The organism is Streptosporangium sp. NPDC003464, from assembly GCF_053588315.1.
This window is the reverse complement of sequence record NZ_JBSFPS010000076.1, coordinates 17,691-36,118: the sequence shown is the minus strand read 5'-3', so window position 1 is coordinate 36,118 and position 18,428 is coordinate 17,691. Positions and strand designations below refer to the sequence as shown.

The 18,428-nt window shown below is 70.8% G+C and carries 13 protein-coding genes; 5 read left to right on the top strand and 8 right to left on the bottom strand.

Annotation, left to right across the window (positions count from 1 at the left end):
* Positions 1-105: 105 nt before the first annotated feature.
* The 3 genes from ACWDS7_RS18830 to ACWDS7_RS18820 all read right to left on the bottom strand — a co-directional run bounded on the left by ACWDS7_RS18830 (position 106) and on the right by ACWDS7_RS18820 (position 5,442).
* Complete coding sequence (locus ACWDS7_RS18830; protein WP_451930308.1) at positions 106-1,350, bottom strand: ABC transporter substrate-binding protein; 1,245 nt, start codon at positions 1,348-1,350, stop codon at positions 106-108.
* An 82-nt stretch (positions 1,351-1,432) separates the two neighbouring features.
* Positions 1,433-3,805: a phospholipase D-like domain-containing protein gene (locus ACWDS7_RS18825; RefSeq protein WP_451930307.1), complete on the bottom strand. Its 2,373-nt coding sequence runs from the start codon at positions 3,803-3,805 to the stop codon at positions 1,433-1,435.
* Entirely contained in the window at positions 3,802-5,442 is a 1,641-nt protein-coding gene (locus ACWDS7_RS18820; RefSeq protein ID WP_451930306.1) for a beta-N-acetylhexosaminidase, read from the bottom strand. The genes ACWDS7_RS18825 and ACWDS7_RS18820 overlap by 4 nt, the downstream gene beginning before the upstream one ends.
* A 143-nt stretch (positions 5,443-5,585) precedes the next feature.
* Between ACWDS7_RS18820 and ACWDS7_RS18815 the strand changes: the two genes are divergently transcribed.
* The gene (locus ACWDS7_RS18815) at positions 5,586-6,758 is read left to right on the top strand and encodes an ROK family protein (RefSeq protein ID WP_451930305.1); all 1,173 of its coding nucleotides are present in this window, start codon (positions 5,586-5,588) and stop codon (positions 6,756-6,758) included.
* Positions 6,759-6,930: 172 nt separating this feature from the next.
* On the top strand, positions 6,931-7,101 hold the full coding sequence (locus tag ACWDS7_RS18810) for a sigma factor (RefSeq protein ID WP_451930304.1): 171 nt from the start codon (positions 6,931-6,933) through the stop codon (positions 7,099-7,101).
* A 531-nt stretch (positions 7,102-7,632) separates the two neighbouring features.
* On the opposite strand, the gene ACWDS7_RS18805 is transcribed toward ACWDS7_RS18810, so the two are convergent.
* Positions 7,633-8,019: a VOC family protein gene (locus ACWDS7_RS18805; protein WP_306871388.1), complete on the bottom strand. Its 387-nt coding sequence runs from the start codon at positions 8,017-8,019 to the stop codon at positions 7,633-7,635.
* A gap of 656 nt (positions 8,020-8,675) precedes the next feature.
* Here ACWDS7_RS18805 and ACWDS7_RS18800 point away from each other — a divergent pair.
* The 3 genes from ACWDS7_RS18800 (at position 8,676) to ACWDS7_RS18790 (ending at position 11,965) form a co-directional block, all read left to right on the top strand.
* Positions 8,676-9,467 carry an SDR family NAD(P)-dependent oxidoreductase gene (locus tag ACWDS7_RS18800; protein ID WP_451930303.1) on the top strand — a complete coding sequence of 264 codons (792 nt, stop codon included), beginning with the start codon at positions 8,676-8,678 and terminating at the stop codon, positions 9,465-9,467.
* A 264-nt stretch (positions 9,468-9,731) separates the two neighbouring features.
* Entirely contained in the window at positions 9,732-10,730 is a 999-nt protein-coding gene (locus tag ACWDS7_RS18795; RefSeq protein ID WP_451930302.1) for an RNA polymerase subunit sigma-70, read from the top strand.
* 254 nt (positions 10,731-10,984) lie between these two features.
* Positions 10,985-11,965 carry a polyprenyl synthetase family protein gene (locus ACWDS7_RS18790; protein WP_451930301.1) on the top strand — a complete coding sequence of 327 codons (981 nt, stop codon included), beginning with the start codon at positions 10,985-10,987 and terminating at the stop codon, positions 11,963-11,965.
* A gap of 168 nt (positions 11,966-12,133) precedes the next feature.
* On the opposite strand, the gene ACWDS7_RS18785 is transcribed toward ACWDS7_RS18790, so the two are convergent.
* The 4 genes from ACWDS7_RS18785 to ACWDS7_RS18770 form a co-directional block, all read right to left on the bottom strand.
* Entirely contained in the window at positions 12,134-12,775 is a 642-nt protein-coding gene (locus tag ACWDS7_RS18785) for a class I SAM-dependent methyltransferase (RefSeq protein ID WP_451930300.1), read from the bottom strand.
* A 56-nt stretch (positions 12,776-12,831) separates the two neighbouring features.
* A complete protein-coding gene (locus ACWDS7_RS18780; RefSeq protein ID WP_451930299.1) occupies positions 12,832-13,488 on the bottom strand; it encodes a TetR/AcrR family transcriptional regulator in 657 nt (218 codons plus the stop codon).
* Positions 13,489-13,574: 86 nt separating this feature from the next.
* On the bottom strand, positions 13,575-14,780 hold the full coding sequence (locus ACWDS7_RS18775) for a cytochrome P450 (protein WP_451930298.1): 1,206 nt from the start codon (positions 14,778-14,780) through the stop codon (positions 13,575-13,577).
* 320 nt (positions 14,781-15,100) lie between these two features.
* Positions 15,101-18,121: a glycosyl hydrolase family 95 catalytic domain-containing protein gene (locus ACWDS7_RS18770; protein WP_451930297.1), complete on the bottom strand. Its 3,021-nt coding sequence runs from the start codon at positions 18,119-18,121 to the stop codon at positions 15,101-15,103.
* Positions 18,122-18,428 lie beyond the last annotated feature (307 nt).

The following is an 18,428-nucleotide window of genomic DNA, read 5'->3' as shown; positions in this document are numbered from 1 at the left end:
CCCGCACTACGGAGACTTCATCCATCCCGAGCGTGACAACCCCGCCTTCGCGGACCACAAGCCCGCCGCCTTGGCGGCGGCCCGTTCCTCGGTCAGCAGCATCCGCTACTCCTTGGCCAGGATCTCGTTCATCTGCGCGGCGATCTCCCTGGCGGCGTCCGCGGTCGGCCGCCTGCCTGCCCATGCCTCGGCGAGGAGCTTGTTCTGCACGTCCTGCCACTTGGCGGTGTTCAGGGAGACGGGGTACGGCACGCCGTGCGGGATCGAGGCGTCGAACGCCTCCTTCAGGTGGTAGTTCGGGAAGGCGTTGAACCAGCTGTCCTGGGTGCCCGCCCGCGAGGAGACCGAGGCGCCGCCGGTGTCGCTGAGGATCTTCTCGGCCTCCTCGGAGGAGAGGAACGTGGCGAACTGCGCGCTCTCGACCGGGTGCTCGCTCTTGGCCGAGACGGCGTTGGCCAGGCCGAGCAGGATGACGGCCTCCTGCGTCGGCCCCTTGGGCAGGGGCGCCACGTCGACCTTGTCGCCGCGCTCGGGGTTGGCCTTGAACGCGGTGGCGAGCCAGGAGCCGCCGTAGTACATGGCGTACTTGCCGGTCATGAACAGCTGTACGGGATCGGTGTCGGTGGTCGCCTGGGCGGGCGGGGCGACCTTGTCCTTGTTGATCATGTCGGTCCAGAACTCCAGGCCCTGGATGGAGCCGGGCTCGTCGAAGCCCGACTTCTTGCCGTCGGCGGAGATGACGTGGCCGCCGGCCTGGATCATCGTGGGGTAGAAGCCGCCCTGGTCCCACATGGGGGCCAGCAGGCCGTACTGCTTCTTGGCCGGGTCGGTCAGCTTCTTGGCGGCGGCCCTGAGGTCGTCCCAGGTCCAGTCGGCGGTCGGGTACTTGACGCCGGCCTTGTCGAAGAGCTCCTTGTCGTACCAGAGCACGGGGAGGCCGACGTCGCGCGGCATGCCGTACAGCTTGCCGTCGTAGCGGTAGCCGTCCACGATCGCCTGTGGGAAGGCGCTGACGTCGGCGTTCTGGATGGGGGCGAGCACGCCGCCCTTGGCGTACAGGCGGACGTTGAGGCTGTTCATCCAGAAGACGTCGGGGGCCGCGCCGCCGGCGGCGGCGGTCTGGAGCTTGGTCCAGTACTGGTCCCAGGGGGTGATCTCCAGCTTGACCGTGACGTCGGGGTGCTGCTTCTGGAAGGCGTCGATGATTTTCTGGGTGCTGGCTTGGTCGTTCTTCTCCCAAATCGCATAGCTGATCGTGATTTTTTCGGACTTGGTGGTGGTGTCGGTGCCGGAGCCACAACCGGCCAGGGTCACGGCCAGGGCGGCGACCAATGCCATACGCAGACGCACGGGGGGTTCCTTCTCTGGAAGCGTCGGGGGTGGTGGTCAGGGTCTCGATCGCGAGGGATCGGCGCGGAGGGCGGCGCTCCGCTCAGAATTCGGTGTTGGTGAAGCCGGTCCGCGCCACGACATCGCTGTATCCGTTGACGTCGAAGTCCTCGGCGTAGAAGAGGTGGAAGCCGGTGGCGTCGGCGGCGACGGCGGTGGCCGACTGGCTGCCGGCCGTGTTCGGGTTCATGCGCTCGCAGGGGAACCGGCCGGCCGTCGTCCCGTCGGCGTTGAAGCCGCGGGCGTACACCTCGAAGGAACGGCCGGCGTTCCAGATGTCGGACTCGGTCCAGCCGACGACGAACCGTCCGCTGTCGTCGACGGCGACGGACGGCGATCCCTGGACCGCGCACCTGTCCACCGACGACACCCTCCCGCACAGCGGCGGGTACTCCTTGCCGCCGTCGGAGACCGTGTTCGGTGCGTACTTCCCGAACGCGACGGGGTTCTCCGCGAACCTCGATCCCAGGGAGGGCGTCAGACCCCGCGTCCGCACCCGCCAGACGGTCTTCACGTCACCTCCGGTGACCGCCACGTTGTCGCTCCAGGCGACGACGCTGTCGCCGCCCGCCGTCGTCGCCACCGCGGGGGCCAGGTGCTCGGTGGCCGCGTTGGTGTTGATCTTCGTGGCGGCGGCGACGGTCGCGCCGGTCGCCGAGACGCGCTTGCCGTACACGTCGGGCGCCTGCTGCCAGACCACGGTCGCGGTGCCGGCGCCGTCGACGGCCACGTCCGGCCGGCCCCCCGCGCCCACCTGGACCGGCGCGAAGGCACGCGAGGTCAGCGTGGCGTAGCCGGCCGCGCGGACGGTCTTGGTCGGCGCGTCCTCCCAGACCACCGTGAACCCGCCGTCGCCCCGGACCGCGATCCTCGGCCGGGTCTGGTCGCCGCTCCACTGCGGGGCGTTCGCCCAGATCGTCGAGCTCAGCGTGCCCGACGGCGAGAGCCTGCGCACCGCGATGTTGTGCTCGCCCCGGCAGTCGCCGTCCTCGGCCCAGGCGACGTAGGCGTTGCCCGTGTCGTCGACGCCGGCCGACGGCTGCACGTGGTTCCAGCCGGTCGCGCACCCGGCCCCGCCCATCGAGACCTTCACGGGGCCGGTCACCGGCTGCCCGTCGTGGTAGATGCGCGCGTAGACCTCGGTGCCGTCCACCGAGGCACGATCGCGGTCGTCCTCCCAGGCCACGGCCGTGTAGCCGACGCGCATGGCGGCCGCCCTCGGCGCCCGCTGGTCGTCGGGGCCGTTGGCGGCCATCTGGAGTGCGGCGTCCGGATAGGCGGCGGGGACGAGCTTGATCATCTCGTCCAGCATCGAGGCGAAGTCCGCGTCGTACGCCGCGTAGATCCCCGCGTCGTCGATCCGGATGAAGGAGTCGTCCGAGGCGGTCAGGGAGCCGGCGTTGAGGTTGTGGGAGCCGGTGTAGACGTAGCGCCGCGTCGCGCCGCCCGCCGCGGCCGACGGCCCGTCCACCAGGAGGATCTTCGAGTGGAGGTTGTCGGGCGCGCAGGTGTCCCCGGCCGGGTAGTGGCAGCCGCCGGGCCTGAAGGTGTGCACCACGATGCCGCCCTTGGCGAGCTCCTGGGCGGTCGAGACCGTCTGGTTGCCTTCGGCGACGAGCACCTGGACGACGCACCCCTGCTGCTTCTTCGCCTTGAGCGCGTCGATGACGAGCGGCCTGTCCGTGGCGAACTGCGACTGCGCCACGCGGATCGTGCCGGGGCAGCCCACGTCCTTGATCATGGCCGCGACCAGGTCGGCGCTGTCGTAGGTAGCCTGGTCGTAGGTGGTGTCGCGGGGCTCCATCCAGACCGTGACCTTGCCGCTGGAGGAGGTGAAGGGCGCCTTCCAGGTCGTCCGCACCCGGGAGACCAGCGTGTCGAACACCTGCCGGTAGCCCTCGGCCAGGCCGCCGTCGCCCGAGCTGATCAGCATGTTCTGGTGGAGGCCGTTGTCGGCGCTGAGGTTCTGCGAGCTCTGCGCGACCACGTCGGTCCTGCCGTCCGTGAGGCGGCTGAACACGAAGAACTTGTGGTGGTTGATGTCGGTGTCCGGGCCGTTGCAGCCCATGGTGCAGAGCGTGACCGGCACGCCGGCGGCGGCCAGCTCGTCGAGCAGCGGGTCGTGACCGGACCCCTCGGACACCACCCGTACGTCGACGCCGCGATCGTGCGCCGCCACGAGCTCGTCCTTGACGGTCCTGATCTCCAGCACGTACGTCGCCACGCGCAGGGTGGAACCCGGCGCGGCCAGGTCGATCAGGCCCAGCAACCGCGTCAGCAGGGAGCCGTCGAGCGTGCCGTCGACGCTCGGCCTGCTGAAGTACGCCGACAGCTCGGGAGTCGCCGCACGGGCCGGGGTGATCACGCCGAGCAGGCAGGATAGGCCGATGAGGATGACGGACAGGCGTCTGGTCATGCGTGCCTCTCTCCACTGAGGTTTCGTCGGATGCCGCGGGTCCAGGCCGCCACCTCGGCCTCGGTCTCCGCCCGCTCGCGCGGCCAGCCCTTGACGTCCGGCCGCGTCTGCCACGGCTCGGGGCCGGCCTCCTTGCGGTACTCCACGCCCAGCGCGGCGAGCCGGCGCTCGTGGTGGTGCAGCCGCGCCCGGAAGTCGTCGAAGTCGCCGCCTGCGGGGCTCCACACGACCTCGGCGAAGGCCGACAGGCGGGGGAAGGCCATGTAGTCGAGCGCGCGAGGCGAGTCGATGTGCTCGGTCCAGAGGTTCGCCTGGGCGCCGAGCACGCGGACGGCCTCGGCCTCCGTGAGCTCCGGCGGCACCGGTTCGAAGGCGTGGACGTCGCGCAGCGAGATCACGCTGCCGATCGGGACTGGCTCGTCGGGCCGGTCCGACTGCCGGAAGTCGAGGTAGAGCTGGGTGAACGGGCACGTGATCACGTCGTGTCCGGCCCTGGCCGCCACGACCGCGCCGTACGTGCCGCGCCAGGACGCCACGGTCGCACCCGGTGGCAGGCCGCCCTCGATGATCTCGTCCCAGCCCAGCAGGCGTCGCCCGCGCGCGGTCAGATGGTCGGAGAACTGGCGGATGAACCAGCTCTGCAGCTCGTCCTCGTCGCGCAGGCCGAGCTCGCGGATGCGCCGCTGGGCCGACGGGCTCTCCCGCCACTGCGTCTTGGGGCACTCGTCGCCGCCCACGCAGACGTACTCGCCGGGGAAGATCTCCATGACCTGGTCGAGCACGTCCCGGTAGAAGGCGAGCGTGGCGTCCTCGACGTTGAGCACGTTCGGGGAGACGCCCCACTGGGTGGCGACCTCCAGCGGGTCGTCGAGGTTGCCCAGCTCCGGATAGGCGGCGATGGCGGCCTGGGAGTGCCCGGGCAGCTCGATCTCGGGCACCACGGTGACGAACCGGTCCGCCGCGTACGACACGATCTCGCGCAGGTCGTCCTGGGTGTAGAAGCCGCCGTGCGGGCGGCCGTCGAACAGGCCGTGCCGGCGGGACCCCAGCGGGCTCTCCCTCCGCCAGGCGCCGACCTCGGTCAGCTTCGGGTACCCTTTCACCTCGAACCGCCAGCCCTGATCGTCGGTCAGGTGCAGGTGCAGCACGTTGAGCTTGTGCGCGGCCAGCAGGTCGATGTACCGCAGCAGGTCGGGCTTGGGCAGGAAGTGCCTGGCCACGTCGATGAGGCAGCCGCGCCACCGGAATCTCGGCCGGTCCTCGACGGTGACCGGGGCGACGAGCCAGTCCCGCTCGCCGACCGCGCCGCTGCGGAAGGCCGCGGGCGGCAGGAGCTGGCGCAGGGTCTGCGCGCCGTAGAACGCCCCCGCCACGTCCCCCGCTTCGACGCGTACCCCGCCGGGGCGCACGGTCAGGCGGTACGCTTCATGGCCGAGCCCGGCCGCCAGGGTGAACTCGATCGCCCCGGGCCGCGCCTCTCCGGGCGGCAGCGGCAGGCCGGTCACGGGGAACAGCACGCCACGCAGCCAGCCTTCCACCCGCGCGAGCTCGGGGGGCGCGGCGATCACTGTGTCCGTGGTGAGGGTGAAGGGCTCCGTGCCGTCTCGGGTGAGGTGAACGGGTCGTGGCAGCAGCAAGTCAGGTCCCTGAGGGGTCGGGGGGCGGGGTTCGGCGGTCGTGTCGCCGTACGGGCTGGGCGGGCTTGCGTTGCGGTGGAGTACCGCCCCGATGAAGATTTATGATGAAGTCCACCATTAAGATTCGTCAAGAAGGGTTATCCGTGACGCACTCCGTGACTGGCGGCGACCTTCAGCGGCTCCGGCGACTCAACGCGCTCTCCGCGCTCGCCGTCCTGCGCGCCGACGGCCCGATGACGCTGACCAAGCTCGCCGAGCGCGCCGACCTGGCCAGAGCCACCATCAAGGTGGTGGTCAGTGACCTGATGAAGCTGGGCTGGGTGGCCCAGCTGGACCCGAGCGGCGGCGAGAAGGGCAGGCCCGCGCGCCGCTACCGGTTCCGCGGGGAAGCGGGCCGAGTGCTGGGGCTCGACATAGGAGCGCACAAGGTGCTCGCGGTCGTGGCCGACCTCGACGGCAACGTCCTGCACACCACGCGCGAGCCGGTCACCCCCGAGCAGCCGCGCGCCGAGCGGCTGGCCGCCGTCGACAGGGCCGTCGACGCCTGCCTGACCGGCTCCGGCACCTCCGCCTCCGACGTCTGGATCGCGGTCGCGGGTAGCACGGGCTACGTCGACCTGCAAGGACGCGTCGTCCTGTCACGGGCCATCCAGGATTGGTCGAGCGTGCCGCTCGCCGATCACCTGGGCGCACGGCTCCGCTGCGCGGTCCTCGTGGAGAACGACAGCAGGCTCGCCGCGCTCGCCGAGTGCCGCAGGGGCATCGCCCGCGACACCCGGAACCTGATCTTCCTGCACATCGGCCGGCGGGCCGGGGCCGCCGTCGTACTCGACGGAGTCCCCCTGCGCGGCGGTGGGGGCGCGGCGGGCGAGATCGGCGTGCACCCGCTGTTCAACCTGGGTCACGTGGGCGAGCTGCTGCAGGCCGTCCCCACCGTGGAACCCGGCACGCCGCCCGACGCGGTCGCGGTGGCGGTGTTCGAGGCCGCCAGGCGCGGCGACGCCGGCGCGCGCGGCGCCGTCCTGCGGTACGTCAAGGTGCTCGCGCTGGCCACCTCCGCGATGGCCCTCACCGTCGATCCCGACCTGGTGGTGCTCGGCGGGGGCTTCTCCCGGTCGGCCGACGTGCTCCTGGAGCCGCTGAGGGACGAACTGGAGACGATGTGCCTGCGCACTCCGGAGCTGCGGGCCTCGGTGCTCGGCGACGAGTGCGTGGCGGTCGGCGCCGTCTGTTACGGCGTCGAGCGCCTGTCCAAGACGCTCTTCAACCCCGAGACCGGCCCGTTGCCCGCGGATACCCCCATCATTAATGGTTGAGTTCACCAAATATCGGGAGCGTGTGTGAGGACGGCTGGTTGTGACTTCAGGTGCCGGGCGGCCACGTAGGCGCGGCTGAGTTTGGCGTGCCGCGCACGGGCTTGACGCCGAGGGCGCCGGTCACGGCATCCAGGCGACCGGGCTCGCAAGGCGGGCTGAGAGGGAGAGGGTGGTGGGCGTGACAGGTGATGCGGTTGAGGAGTTCGAGCGACACCGTTCGAAGCTGTTCGGGCTGGCCTATCGGATGCTGGGTTCGGCTGAGGAGACCGAGGGCGTCGTCCAGGACGCCTTCCTGCGTTGGTATCGGGCGAGCGCCTTGTCCGGTGCCAAATCTCGCTCATAGCGCTGGCCTGCGGTTTCGCGCCTCGTCAAGCTGCTCTGCGATACTCGTGGATCAGACCGCAGACAGCGCTTCGCCGCTGTATCGGCCCAGGACTCCCGAAGCTGCGGCGAGCCGCAAAGTAGGCGGTTTGATCCAGCTCAGCGCGGGTTTCCGTACCGCTCGCCAGGGCCGGATTTCGGCGACCCATCCCGGGTCGGCATCGGGGACCGGATTGGCGGGGCGATCGGAGTCAGGGCCGTGACCTGGGGCGATGTGGTTCCGGTGACCGGACAGAACCAAGGTTCTGTCCGGTCAGTGTCCCGGCGCGGCCTGTTTCCGCCGTATTCCGGTGGCACCCCACGTGCAGCGGGGTCAGCCTCCGCGTAGGGGCGGTCTTGATCGGTCAGCGCGACCGCGGTGCCACGGATCTCGTTGCCCCTGGGTATCCAGGGGCAACCGTTGCGAGGTCGTCCACGACGAAGGCGACCGTGCTGCCCTGCTGGACGTCTCGGAACATCTTCGACCTGCCGAGCTCACCGCCAGGTGCTGGCCCTACGCCTGCTCCTTGTACACCGCCTCGATGTTGTTGCCGTCCGGGTCATCCACGAACGCGCAGTAGGCGCCATACTCGGGCCAATGCCGGGGTTCGTGCCGGGACTTGCCGCCAGCAGCCAGCGCGGCCGCGTGGAAGGCGTCGACCGCGGCTCGGTCGCGGGCGGTGAATGCGATGTGCGCGCCCCGGGTCACCGTGGCATCGCCCGCGGGATACAGACCGAAGGACGGGGTGTCCAACTCCTCCTCCCAGAACTCCGCTCCGCCGTCAGCCGCCTGTCCGACGACACCGAGGGGCTTCAGCGCGGCGGTGAAGAAGCGCGTGCTCGCCTCGAGGTCCGCGGCGATGAAGGTCACGTGGTGGATGAAGGGCCATCGTTCTGTCATGACCGCGGAGTCTACGAGAGCCCGGCGCCGACGCCTCGTGCCGGGTCTCATGTAGTTATCGCCGAGCTCAGTACGGCTCGAAGGTCCTGGCCCCGGACACCGGGAACGAGTGACCCGCCAGTAGCTTCACGGATCGCGACTCATTGCACGGGCGCTGTCGTGGCGGCCTGTTCGTCACGGCTCAGGACTCCCGAAGCTACGGCCAGGGGCAAAGTAAGGGGCTGACCGGACAGAATCGATGCACTGTCCGGTCAGCGTCCGGACGCGGCCCGTTTCCACCTCGTCTCACAGCCGTCGCTTGACATCACAACATGCTCGGATGTCTGGGGACACATTCGGGAGGAGGAAGCCGGAACGCGCCACAGCTGCTCGTCGGCAATGGCGCGTCCGCTAGGAGCGACTTCGGCGGGGGACCAGACCTTATTCGGCTCGCGCTTGACCGATCTCAGATTTTTACATGCACTCGGATGCTGGCCGTACCTCGTTCTCCCCTTGCTGTGACAAGCCAGCAGCCGGGCTCAGGAAATTGAATCCTCACCGGCAAAGGGCCAGGCAACCCTTCTGCGGTGGGTGATTTTTGAAGCCTGGCCAGGGCGGGCCGGAAAAATCTTCGGCGGCACCGATGAGCCCGAGCGGCGGGCGTCGTTACAGCTCACATGACACTGCTACTCCAGGACAAGAACGTGATCATCTACGGGGCCGGCGGGGGGATCGGCGGCGGCGTCGCCCGGACCTTCGCCCGGGAGGGGGCCCGGGTCTTCCTCACCGGGCGGACCCTGAAGACACTAGAGGCGGTCGCCGAGGACATCGCGGCCGACGGCGGGTCCGCCGAGGTGGCCGAGCTCGACGCCCTCGACGGGCGGGCCGTCGAGGAGCACGTCCGGGCCGTGACCGCCCAGGCGGGTGGTGTCGACGTGTCCTTCAACCTCATCTCACGCGGGGACGTGCAGGGGATCCCGCTGGTCGACATGACCGTCGCGGACCTGACCCGTCCCGTCACGACGGGTCTGACGTCGACCTTCCTCACCGCACAGGCGGCCGCGCGCCAGATGATCAAGCAGGGGTCGGGCGTCATCCTCTCGTTGACCAGCGGGTCCTCCAAGGCCACCACCCCGATGATGGGCGGTACCGGACCGGCTGACGCGGCGGTCGAGACGTTCCTCCGCTATCTGGCGGCCGAGGTCGGGCCGCACGGGGTCCGCGTCGTCGGCCTGCACACGGCCGGGGTCGTGGAGACCATGTCGCGGGAGAAGGTCGTCGAGGTCAACGACGGGATGGCCGACTTCGACCCGGCGGCGTTCGAGCAGATGCTCGCCGGGATGACCATGCTCCGCCGAGCGCCCCGGCTGGCCCAGGTCGCCGACGTGGCGGCGTTCCTGGCCTCGGATCGGGCCAGTGCCGTGACCAGCACGATCACCAACGTGACCTGCGGTCTGGTCGCCGGCTAGCCGGTCCAGGACGGTGCGGCGGCCGCCGGGGTCCGGGGAGCCGGGTGAGGCGGTCGCCGGGGCCTGGCGAGCCGGTCCGGGGTCGTCTCACCGTCTCCTGGGGCCCGGGGAGCCGGTCCGCTCGCCCGAGGGGGCGAGGGGCGATGCCCGTGGGGATTTTGCCCAGCCGATGCCCCGCCGATGCCCTGACCGATGAGTTCCCGGCCACCGCACGTTGTACGGTCCATGAACCGTCACCACGCTCCCGGACGAGAGAGCCGTTCCGTGCCCGACATCGACACCACCCCCGGCGCCACCGAGCAGGACACGGCCGTCGCGGCCGCGGCGGCGGGCGACGGATCGGCCTTCGCGGCCCTGGTGGAGCGCCACCGGCGGGAGCTGCACGTGCACTGCTACCGGATGCTCGGCTCGTTCGAGGAGGCCGAGGACCTGGTGCAGGAGACCTTCCTGCGGGCCTGGCGCAAGCGTGCGAGTTTCGAGGGCGGCCCCCTGTTCCGGGCCTGGCTGTACCGCATCGCGACCAACGCCTGCCTCGACGCGATCCGGCGCAGCTCGCGTCAGCTGTCGTCGCTGTCGTCCTTCGCGGAGATCCCCTGGCTTCAGCCCTACCCGGACCGGCTGCTGGACGAGATCGCGCCGAGGGACAGCGAGCCGGACTCCGTCGTCGTCGCCAAGGAGACGATCGAGCTCGCCTACCTCGCGACCATCCAGCTCCTCCCGCCCCGCCAGCGGGCGGTCCTGATCCTGCGCGACGTGCTCGGCCGGTCGGCCGGTGAGACCGCGGAGATCCTCGACACCACGGTGGCCGCGGTCAACAGCGCGCTGCAGCGCGCCCGCGCCACGATCCAGGAGCGGCTGCCGGCCCGCCGGGACGAGTGGTCCGCCCCGGATCCGAGCGAGGCGGAGCGGGCGCTGCTGAGGAGTTTCATCGAGGCCCACGAACGGGCCGACGCCGCCGCCGCGATCGCGCTGTTACGTGACGACGTGCGGATCACGATGCCCCCCGCGCCGATGTGCTTCGAGGGGTTGGAGGTGATCGCCCCCGCCCTCCAGGCGGCGCTGACCGACCCCGGCGAGTGGCGGCTGCTGCCCACCCGCGCCAACCGCCAGCCGGCCGCCGCCAGCTACCTCCGGGCGCCGGGCGACTCCGAGTTCCGGGCCTTCAAGATCGACGTGATCCGCGTCGAGGACGGCCTCGTCGCGGAGATCACCACTTTCGGCGCCGCTCTCTTCCCGGCGTTCGGCCTCCCGCCGACGCTCTGACGCGCCGCCCCCGCCCTCGCCGCCCTGCCCCGCGCAGCCACGGACCACCCTGCCCCGCGCAGGCACGGGCCACCCCGCCCCGCGCAGCTACGGGCCACCCCGCGCAGCCACACCACGGGCCCGCCCCGCGTCGCATCATGGCGGGCTGAGCGTCGCATGGCGGGCTGAGAGGGATCTCAGCGACGCTCAGCGTCGCCTCAGCGGTGATCGGGCAGCGTGGAGGGCGTAATCAGGTGACCTGAGGAGGAATCGCCGTGCTCACCCATGTCACGCGTCCCGAGGAGATCCTCGGCAGCCCGGCCGTCTCGGCCGGGCTGCTGCGGGTGGAGCGCCGTATCCACAGACTGAGCACCTCCTCCCGGCTGCCTCTGATCAACAGCGCGGCCGGGCGCATCACCGGTGCCGGCGGGAAGCGGCTGCGGCCCGCGCTGACGCTGGCGACCGCGCTCGCGCTGGGCGGGTCCGTCAGCGACCGGGTGGTCACCGCGGCGGCGTGTGTGGAGCTCATCCACGCCGGCTCGCTGGTCCACGACGACCTCATGGACAAGGCCGTCGAGCGCAGGGGAGTGCGGACCCTGAACGCCGAGCTCGGTGACGCCAGGGCGCTGGTGGTCGGGGACTTCATGCTGGCCAGGGCCGGGCTCGCCGCGCTCGCCCTGGTCTCCAAGCCGGTCGCCGCGACGCTCGCCGCCGTGGTCGTCGAGCTCGCCGAGGGGCAGTTCCAGGAGGCCGCCGAGCTGTTCGACCCCGGCCGCACCCCGGAGGACGCGCTGCGGTCGATCACCGGGAAGACCGCGTCCCTGTTCCGGGCGAGCTGCCTGGTCGCGCACCCGGACGGGCGGAGCATGGCCGAGTACGGTGAACGGTTCGGCGTGCTCTTCCAGGTCCTCGACGACCTGCTGGACCTGGCCTCCACCGCCGACCGGCTCGGCAAGCCGGTCGGCAACGATCTCCGGCAGGGCGTCTACACCCTCCCGCTGCTGCTGGCGCTGCGCGACGACTGCGGGGACCTGCGCTCCTTCCTCGGCAGGCGGCTGAGCGAGGACGAGATCACGATCCTGCTCGCCCGCCTGCGGCGCAGCCACATGGTCGAGGGCACCCTGGCCTACTGCCGCGACCTCGCCGCCGAGGCGCTGGCCTCGCTCCCGGCCGTCGCCGACCCGCGGATCGCCGCCGCCCTGCACGACCTGCCGACGGCCTACATCAACTGGGCGGAGTCGCTGGTCGCCGGCTGAACCTCCGGGGCGGGCGGTACGGCGGCGCGGGCCGTACCGGCGGCGGGCCGTACGGCGGCGCGGGCTGGACCCCAGGGCGGGGCTCTGTATGGCAGGGCGGGCGGACTCCAGGGCGGGCCGTACGGCGGGGCGGGCGGTCTCCCGCCGGTCCGCGTGCCGGCGCTGCCGTCAACGGCGCCCCGGCTCGTCCCCCGCGGCCGGGGGCGGACCCTCCGAGGCCGTGAAGACCAGCGCGGGCGGGACGTTGTGCCAGACCGGGCCCATGGTGCCGACGGTGGTGAAAGTGCTCTCCAGCAGCCCGCGGAACAGTCGGAAGCGCCGGAAGGGCATCGCGGTCAGGGTGGTGACGGTGCTGAACATCCCGCCCAGGGCGAGCGCGGCCGACACCTCGTCCAGGATGCGCTTCTGCTGCCGCTCGTCGAACAGGGTCCAGGGCAGGGAGGAGACGACCGCGTCGACCTGTGTCACCCCGGCCCGCCCCAGAAACCTGCCCAGGTCGCCCGCGTCGCCGGCGATCACTTCCAGCCAGGGGCGGCTGCGCCGTAGGTGGCGGACCATGTCGTGGTTGAGCTCGATGGCGAGCTGCCGCCCGTCCGGCGGCAGGCGGTCGCGGATCGCGTCGCTGATCACGCCGCCGCCGGCGCCGAGCTCGACGACCACGGCTCCGCGGGTGCCCGGGACGACCGAGGTGGCCAGCCGGGCGACGGCCTTCGAGCTGGGCGCGATCGCGCCCAGCTGGTGGGGATTACGCATGATCGCACCGAGGAAGGTGCGGGTGTCGCCGTCGCCGGGACGGGTTCCAGGCAGCACCAGCAGCTTATTCCCCCACCAGTAGGGGGTTATGTCAGATTTACGAACTTTAGTGATCAGTGACCGTTTTCTGGCCCGCCGTCATGAGGCTTCTCCGCCCGGGTGGCGTGTTCGAAGAGGTCGGCCAGCTCGCGTGCGTGCGCGTCGAGGTCGTGCTCGGGGTGGGTGACCCAGTAGGCGAACATGTTGTCGATCGAGCCGGCGTGGGCCACGGCCATCACCCGCAGGTCGAAGGTGCGGAACTCTCCGCTCCGCTGGCCGAGGCGGTAGATCTCCTCCAGTGCCTGGAAGAGCGGCTCGCTGGCGGCGATGCCGAAGCGCGGCGAGCCGTCGGGCTGGCGCAGGTTGTAGAAGATCTCGCCGAGCGCCTTGATCTGGGTCCTGTTGCCGCGCATGTGCTCGGCGACGGTCAGGATGTGCGTGCGCAGCAGGCCCGTCGCGGTCTGCTCCTGCTCCATCCGGGCCGTGACGAACGCGAGGATGCCGTCGTAGACGTGGTTGACGACCTCCTCCATCAGCTCGTCCTTGCCGGCGAAGTGGTAGGAGATCACACCCTTGCTGATGCCGGCGTGCTTGGCGATCAGGGCCAGCGACGCCTTCGCGAACCCCGCGTCGGCGATGACCTCGACGGCGGAGGTGATGATCTGGGCGCGCCTGGCCTGCTCGATGAACGACCGCCGCTTCTGGCCGTCTGGCTCATTTTCTGGCCGCATGGCCATAATTTAGCACGATCGGCCAGAAGGGTGGCGTGAGACCCGCCGGAACCGGACGCGGGCCGACCGGGGCGGTCGGCCGCGCGTCAGGCGAGGGTGACCGGCAGATCCTTGATGCCGTTGATGAAGTTGGAGCGGAGCCGGCGGGCCGGGCCGGCCTGGGCCAGTCTGGGCAGCCGCTCGGCCAGCACCTCGAAGAGCACCCGGAGCTCCAGCTTGGCGAGGTGGTTGCCGAGGCAGAAGTGGGCCCCGCCGCCGCCGAAGCCGATGTGCGGGTTGGGGTCACGGCCGATGTCGAAGGTTCCGGGGTCGGCGAACACGTCCTCGTCCCGGTTGGCGGAGCTGTAGAAGACCACGATCTTGTCGTCCTCCTTGACCTCCTGCCCGCCGATCGTCGTGTCGGCGGTGGCCGTACGGCGGAAGAGGTTCACCGGGGAGACCCAGCGGACGATCTCGTCGGCCGCGGTCCGGGCGAGGGCGGGCTCGGCGACCAGCCGCCGCCACTGGTCGGGATGCTCGAAGAAGGCGAGCATGCCCCCGGAGGCCGCGTTGCGGGTGGTCTCGTTGCCCGCGACGACCAGCAGGAGCACGAACAGGTCGAACTCCTCCTCGGTGAGGGTCTCGCCGGCCGCGTCGGGCATGATCAGTTTGGTGGCGATGTCCTCCCGGGGCTGCTCGCGTCGCTCGGCGGCCAGGGCGTTGGCGTAGGCGTAGACCTCCATGGCCGCGTTCTGGCCCTCGGTGGGGTCGGCCGCGTAGTCCGGGTCCTCGGCCCCGATCATCTGGTTGGACCAGTTGAAGATCTTGTCCCGGTCCTCGACGGGGGCGCCGAGCAGCTCGCAGATCACATACAGCGGCAGCGGGGCGGCGATGTCCCTGACGAAGTCGGCCGACCCGCGCCCCTTGGCCTCGTCCACCAGCCCGTGGCAGATGTCGCGGATGTGCTGCTCCAGGGCGCCCATCATGCGCGGGGTGAAACCCCGGTTGACCAGGGAGCGTCGCCGGGTGTGCTCCGGTGGGTCCTGGTTGAGCATCATCATCCGCTGGAGCGCGCGCTGGTCCTCGGGCATCTCGTTGAACAGCGCGAGCTTCCGGCTGGAGGAGAACAGGTCGGAGTGGCGGGAGACGTGCACCACGTCGGCGTGTCTGGTGACCGCCCAGAAACCGGGCCAGCCCCGTTCGGGGTCGCCTCCGTGCCGGTAGACCGGCGCGTTGGCCCGCAGCCAGGCGAGCTGGCCGTGCGGCGCGCCGCTCCGCTGGTAGAAGTCCTGGTCGACAAGGTCGATTTCCATCTGCTCTCCCATGAGAACCATACGAGCATCCCCTCGATGCCCTTGACGAGACCGGAGCGCGGCCGTCGCGCCTCACCGGCGGGCCGGACACCCGCCGCCCGCCTCCCGGGGGCTCGCTCCGCCGTCAGGTATTTGATCAAGCGCTTGGTTACATCTCTTTCTGAAACGTGTTCTATTACGGGTGGCCGGGACAGTCAAGGGCCGGGGCCCGCGTGAGGCCCCGGCTCCCGGCCGTCCCGGCCGGTCGGCCGGGCCGGTGGGTCAGGTCGGCCGGTTGGGTGGGTCAAGGTCAGCAGGCCGGGCCGTCGGCCGGGCCGGGGTCAGAAGGCCAGGTCCTGCCAGGTGCCGATCTCGGCCGGGGGCAGGGCTCTGGGCAGGATGGCCATGCGGTCGACGGCTCCGGTCAGGCGCTGGCCGCCGCCCTGGTCGGCGGCGAAGCGCAGGGGGCGGGAGGCGCAGCCGTTGACGCCGCTCGCGCTGGTGGTGCCGCCGCCGATCCGGGCGCCGTCCACGTAGACGGAGATCGCGCCGGTCCGGTCGGCGGTGACCACGAGGTCGACGTAGCGGCCGGTCGGAACGGTGGCGTCGGTGGTCACATTGCGCCCGGCGCCGATGAAGCGCAGCTTGCCGGCCGGGGTGATGTCGACGATGACGCCGTCGGTGCCGGGGTCGCCGGAGGGCTGGAAGTCGAAGAGCCGGCGGTAGCCGGTCCCGCCGATCTTGACTTCGGCGGCGAAGGTGGCCTCGCGCAGGAAGCCGAGTGTCGTGTTCGCGGTGGTGAGGTAGGTGGAGCCGTTCAGGACCAGCCCGCTGCCGGTGGGCGCCGAGCTCTCGTAGGTCGCGGTGCCGGTGACCGTCGCGTCGCGGCCGCTGCCGGAGCTGTCGGCGACCGCCGTACCCGACGACGGGTCCCAGGCGACGACCGGCCGGTCGGCGGGGGCCGCCGCGCAGGGCGGGACGGCGCCTTCATCGGTGATCGTGTAGGTCTTGCCCGCCTGGGCGTTCCAGGTGAGCGTCTCGCCGTCGCGGCCCGGGGTGACCGTCGCGCCGGTCTCGTCCTGGACCCGGTAGCGGCCCGCGACCAGGGCCGCGCGGACCTTGAGGGGCCCGCTCCTCCCGGGGCGCAGGGTGATCTTCTCACCGGTGCCGTTGCGCCAGGAGACGTCCACGGTCACGTCGCCCCGGGCGCGCAGGCCGGTGACCGAGCCGGTCGGCCAGGCCGACGGCAGCGCGGGCAGCACGTGGACCGTGCCGTGCTGGCTCTGCAGCAGCATCTCGGCCATGCCGGAGGTGGCGCCGAAGTTGCCGTCGATCTGGAACGGGGGGTGGGTGTCCCAGAGGTTGTCCAGCGTGGAGGACTTGAGCTGCTCGCTGAGCATCTTGTGGGAGTGGTCGCCGTCCAGCAGCCGGGCCCAGAAGTTGACCTTCCACGCCTTGCTCCAGCCGGTGCCGCCGTCGCCGCGCGCGGTGAGCGAGACCTTGGCGGCCGCGGCCTCCGGCGTGCCCGCCACGATCTGCCGCCCGGGGTGCAGGGCGAACAGGTGCGAGACGTGCCGGTGGGTGTTGGCGCGGTCGTCCCAGTCGGTCTTCCACTCCTGCAACTGGCCCCAGGAGCCCACCCGGATGCCCCGGTCGAGCTTGGCCAGCGCGGCCGTCACCTCGGCCTGGAAGGCGGAGTCGACGTTCAGCTTCTTCGCCGCCTCCAGGCTGTTGGTCAGCACGTCGAAGACGATCTGCTGGGACATCGAGGCGCCCGCGGAGAAGTCGCCCTGCTCGGGGGAGTAGCTCGGGGAGACCACGAGCTTGCCGTCCCGCGGGTCGAGGTGCAGGTTGTCCAGCCAGAACTCGGCCGCGCCCTTCATCACCGGGTAGGCGGTGTCCCGCAGGTAGGCGGTGTCGCCGTTGAAGCGGTAGTGATCGTACATCTGCTGGGTCACCCAGGCCGCCGCCTCGGGGAACCAGAAGGCGGTGGCCCAGTCGTGCACGCCGGTGAACCCGAACGGGTTGGTCTCGTTGTGCACCACCCAGCCGCGCGAGCCGAACATCTCCTGCGCGGTCTTCCGGCCGGGGGCCACCATGGCCTTGATGTAGCGGTCGTAGGCGACGGTCGTCTCGGCGAGGTTGGTCTGCTCGGCGAGCCAGTAGTTCATCTGCAGGTTGATGTTGACGTGGTAGTCGGCCGACCAGGGCGGGCTGGTCGAGTTGTTCCACACCCCCTGCAGGTTGGCCGGCAGCGCCTCGTCGCGTGAGGAGGAGATGAGCAGGTAGCGCCCGTAGGCGAAGAACATCGCCTCCAGGGCGCGGTCGTCGGCCGAGGCGCCGCCGGTGTAGGCCGCGCGGAGCCGGTCGGTGGGGATCGCCGGGACCCGCCGGCCGAGGTCCAGCTTCACCCGGTCGAACAGCTTGCGGTAGTCGTGCTGGTGGGCCGTCCTGAGCTGGTCGAAGCTCTTGGCGGCGGCCGCGTCGACGGCGGCGGTCACCGCGGCGTGCGGGTCCGGGCCCCGGTAGGAGGGATGGACGCCGGCGTAGTCGGTGCCGGCCGACAGCACGAACATCGCGCTGTCGGCGCCGGTGACGGTGACCCGGTCGGTCCCGTCGGTACGGCTGCCGCCCTGGGTGATGACCTGGATCTGCGACTCGAACCGCATGCCGTTGTCGGCGAGCGCGCCCCGGACGGTCAGGCGGCCGCCCGCGACCGAGACCTGCCTGTCCGAGCGGGGGGAGGAGGTCCGGAGCGTGAAGGAGACCTTGCCCGCCTGGCTGGCGGAGATCCGCCCGACGATGACGCCGCCGGGGTGGCTGGCGAAGTACTCCCGGGAGTAGGTGACGCCGTCGGCGGTGTAGCCGACCCGGGCGACCGCCTCGCGCAGGCTCAGCTCCCGCCGGTAGCCGGTGGGGGCGGTCGGGGCGTCCGGCACGTCCAGCCAGAGGTCGCCGAAGGTCTGGTAGGCCCCGAACCCGCTCTTGGGCTGGCCGAGCTTGGCCGCCACCGCCGAGGGGGACATCTTCCCGTCCCGGTCGATCTGCGCCTGGACCTCGGCGATGGCGTTCGGCCGGGGGGTGGTCCAGTTGCCGGAGTTGTATCCGCTGGAGCCGGGGCCGCCGGTCCACAGCGTCTTCTCGTTGAACTGGATCTGCTCGCTCGCGACCCCGCCGAACACCATGGCGCCCAGCGCGCCGTTGCCGATCGGCAGCGCCTGGGTCTCCCAGTCGGTGGCGGGCTTGTCGTACCAGAGCGTCAAATCGTCGGGTGTCTGTACGGCTGCCGCACCCTTCTTCGGCTCCGCATGGGCCAGATTCTGCCCATAGAAGCTGGTGGCAAGGGTGAGTGCGGCTAGCACGGTGATGCTGAGTCGTCGTCTTGGGGGGTGGGACAACCGATTCCTCCGATCACAGGGCCGACCTGTCTCAAGGAGATAGCACCGAAACCCCGGAGTAACAAGGCTCGTCCTCCGATGTTTGAAGCCAGTAGATCAACGAAACCGCCCACGCCATAGGAGTTCCCGAGGATGGGCCACGCGGCCGCCCGTCCCGGTTAAATCCGATGACTGGTCGGGGTCGGTCGGGAAAGATCCCGTCATAAGGCCACCATCTGCGGTTTCTCCTCTATAACGGATCGGATGTATCCCTCGGCGAGGGGTTGACATC

Bases quoted from the DNA above. Each gene is read 5' to 3' on its own strand.
- ACWDS7_RS18825 (WP_451930307.1), bottom strand. From the start codon at position 3,805: ATGACCAGACGCCTGTCCGTCATCCTCATCGGCCTATCCTGCCTGCTC.
- ACWDS7_RS18805 (WP_306871388.1), bottom strand. From the start codon at position 8,019: ATGACAGAACGATGGCCCTTCATCCACCACGTGACCTTCATCGCCGCG.
- ACWDS7_RS18800 (WP_451930303.1), top strand. From the start codon at position 8,676: ATGACACTGCTACTCCAGGACAAGAACGTGATCATCTACGGGGCCGGC.
- ACWDS7_RS18780 (WP_451930299.1), bottom strand. From the start codon at position 13,488: ATGCGGCCAGAAAATGAGCCAGACGGCCAGAAGCGGCGGTCGTTCATC.
- ACWDS7_RS18775 (WP_451930298.1), bottom strand. From the start codon at position 14,780: ATGGAAATCGACCTTGTCGACCAGGACTTCTACCAGCGGAGCGGCGCG.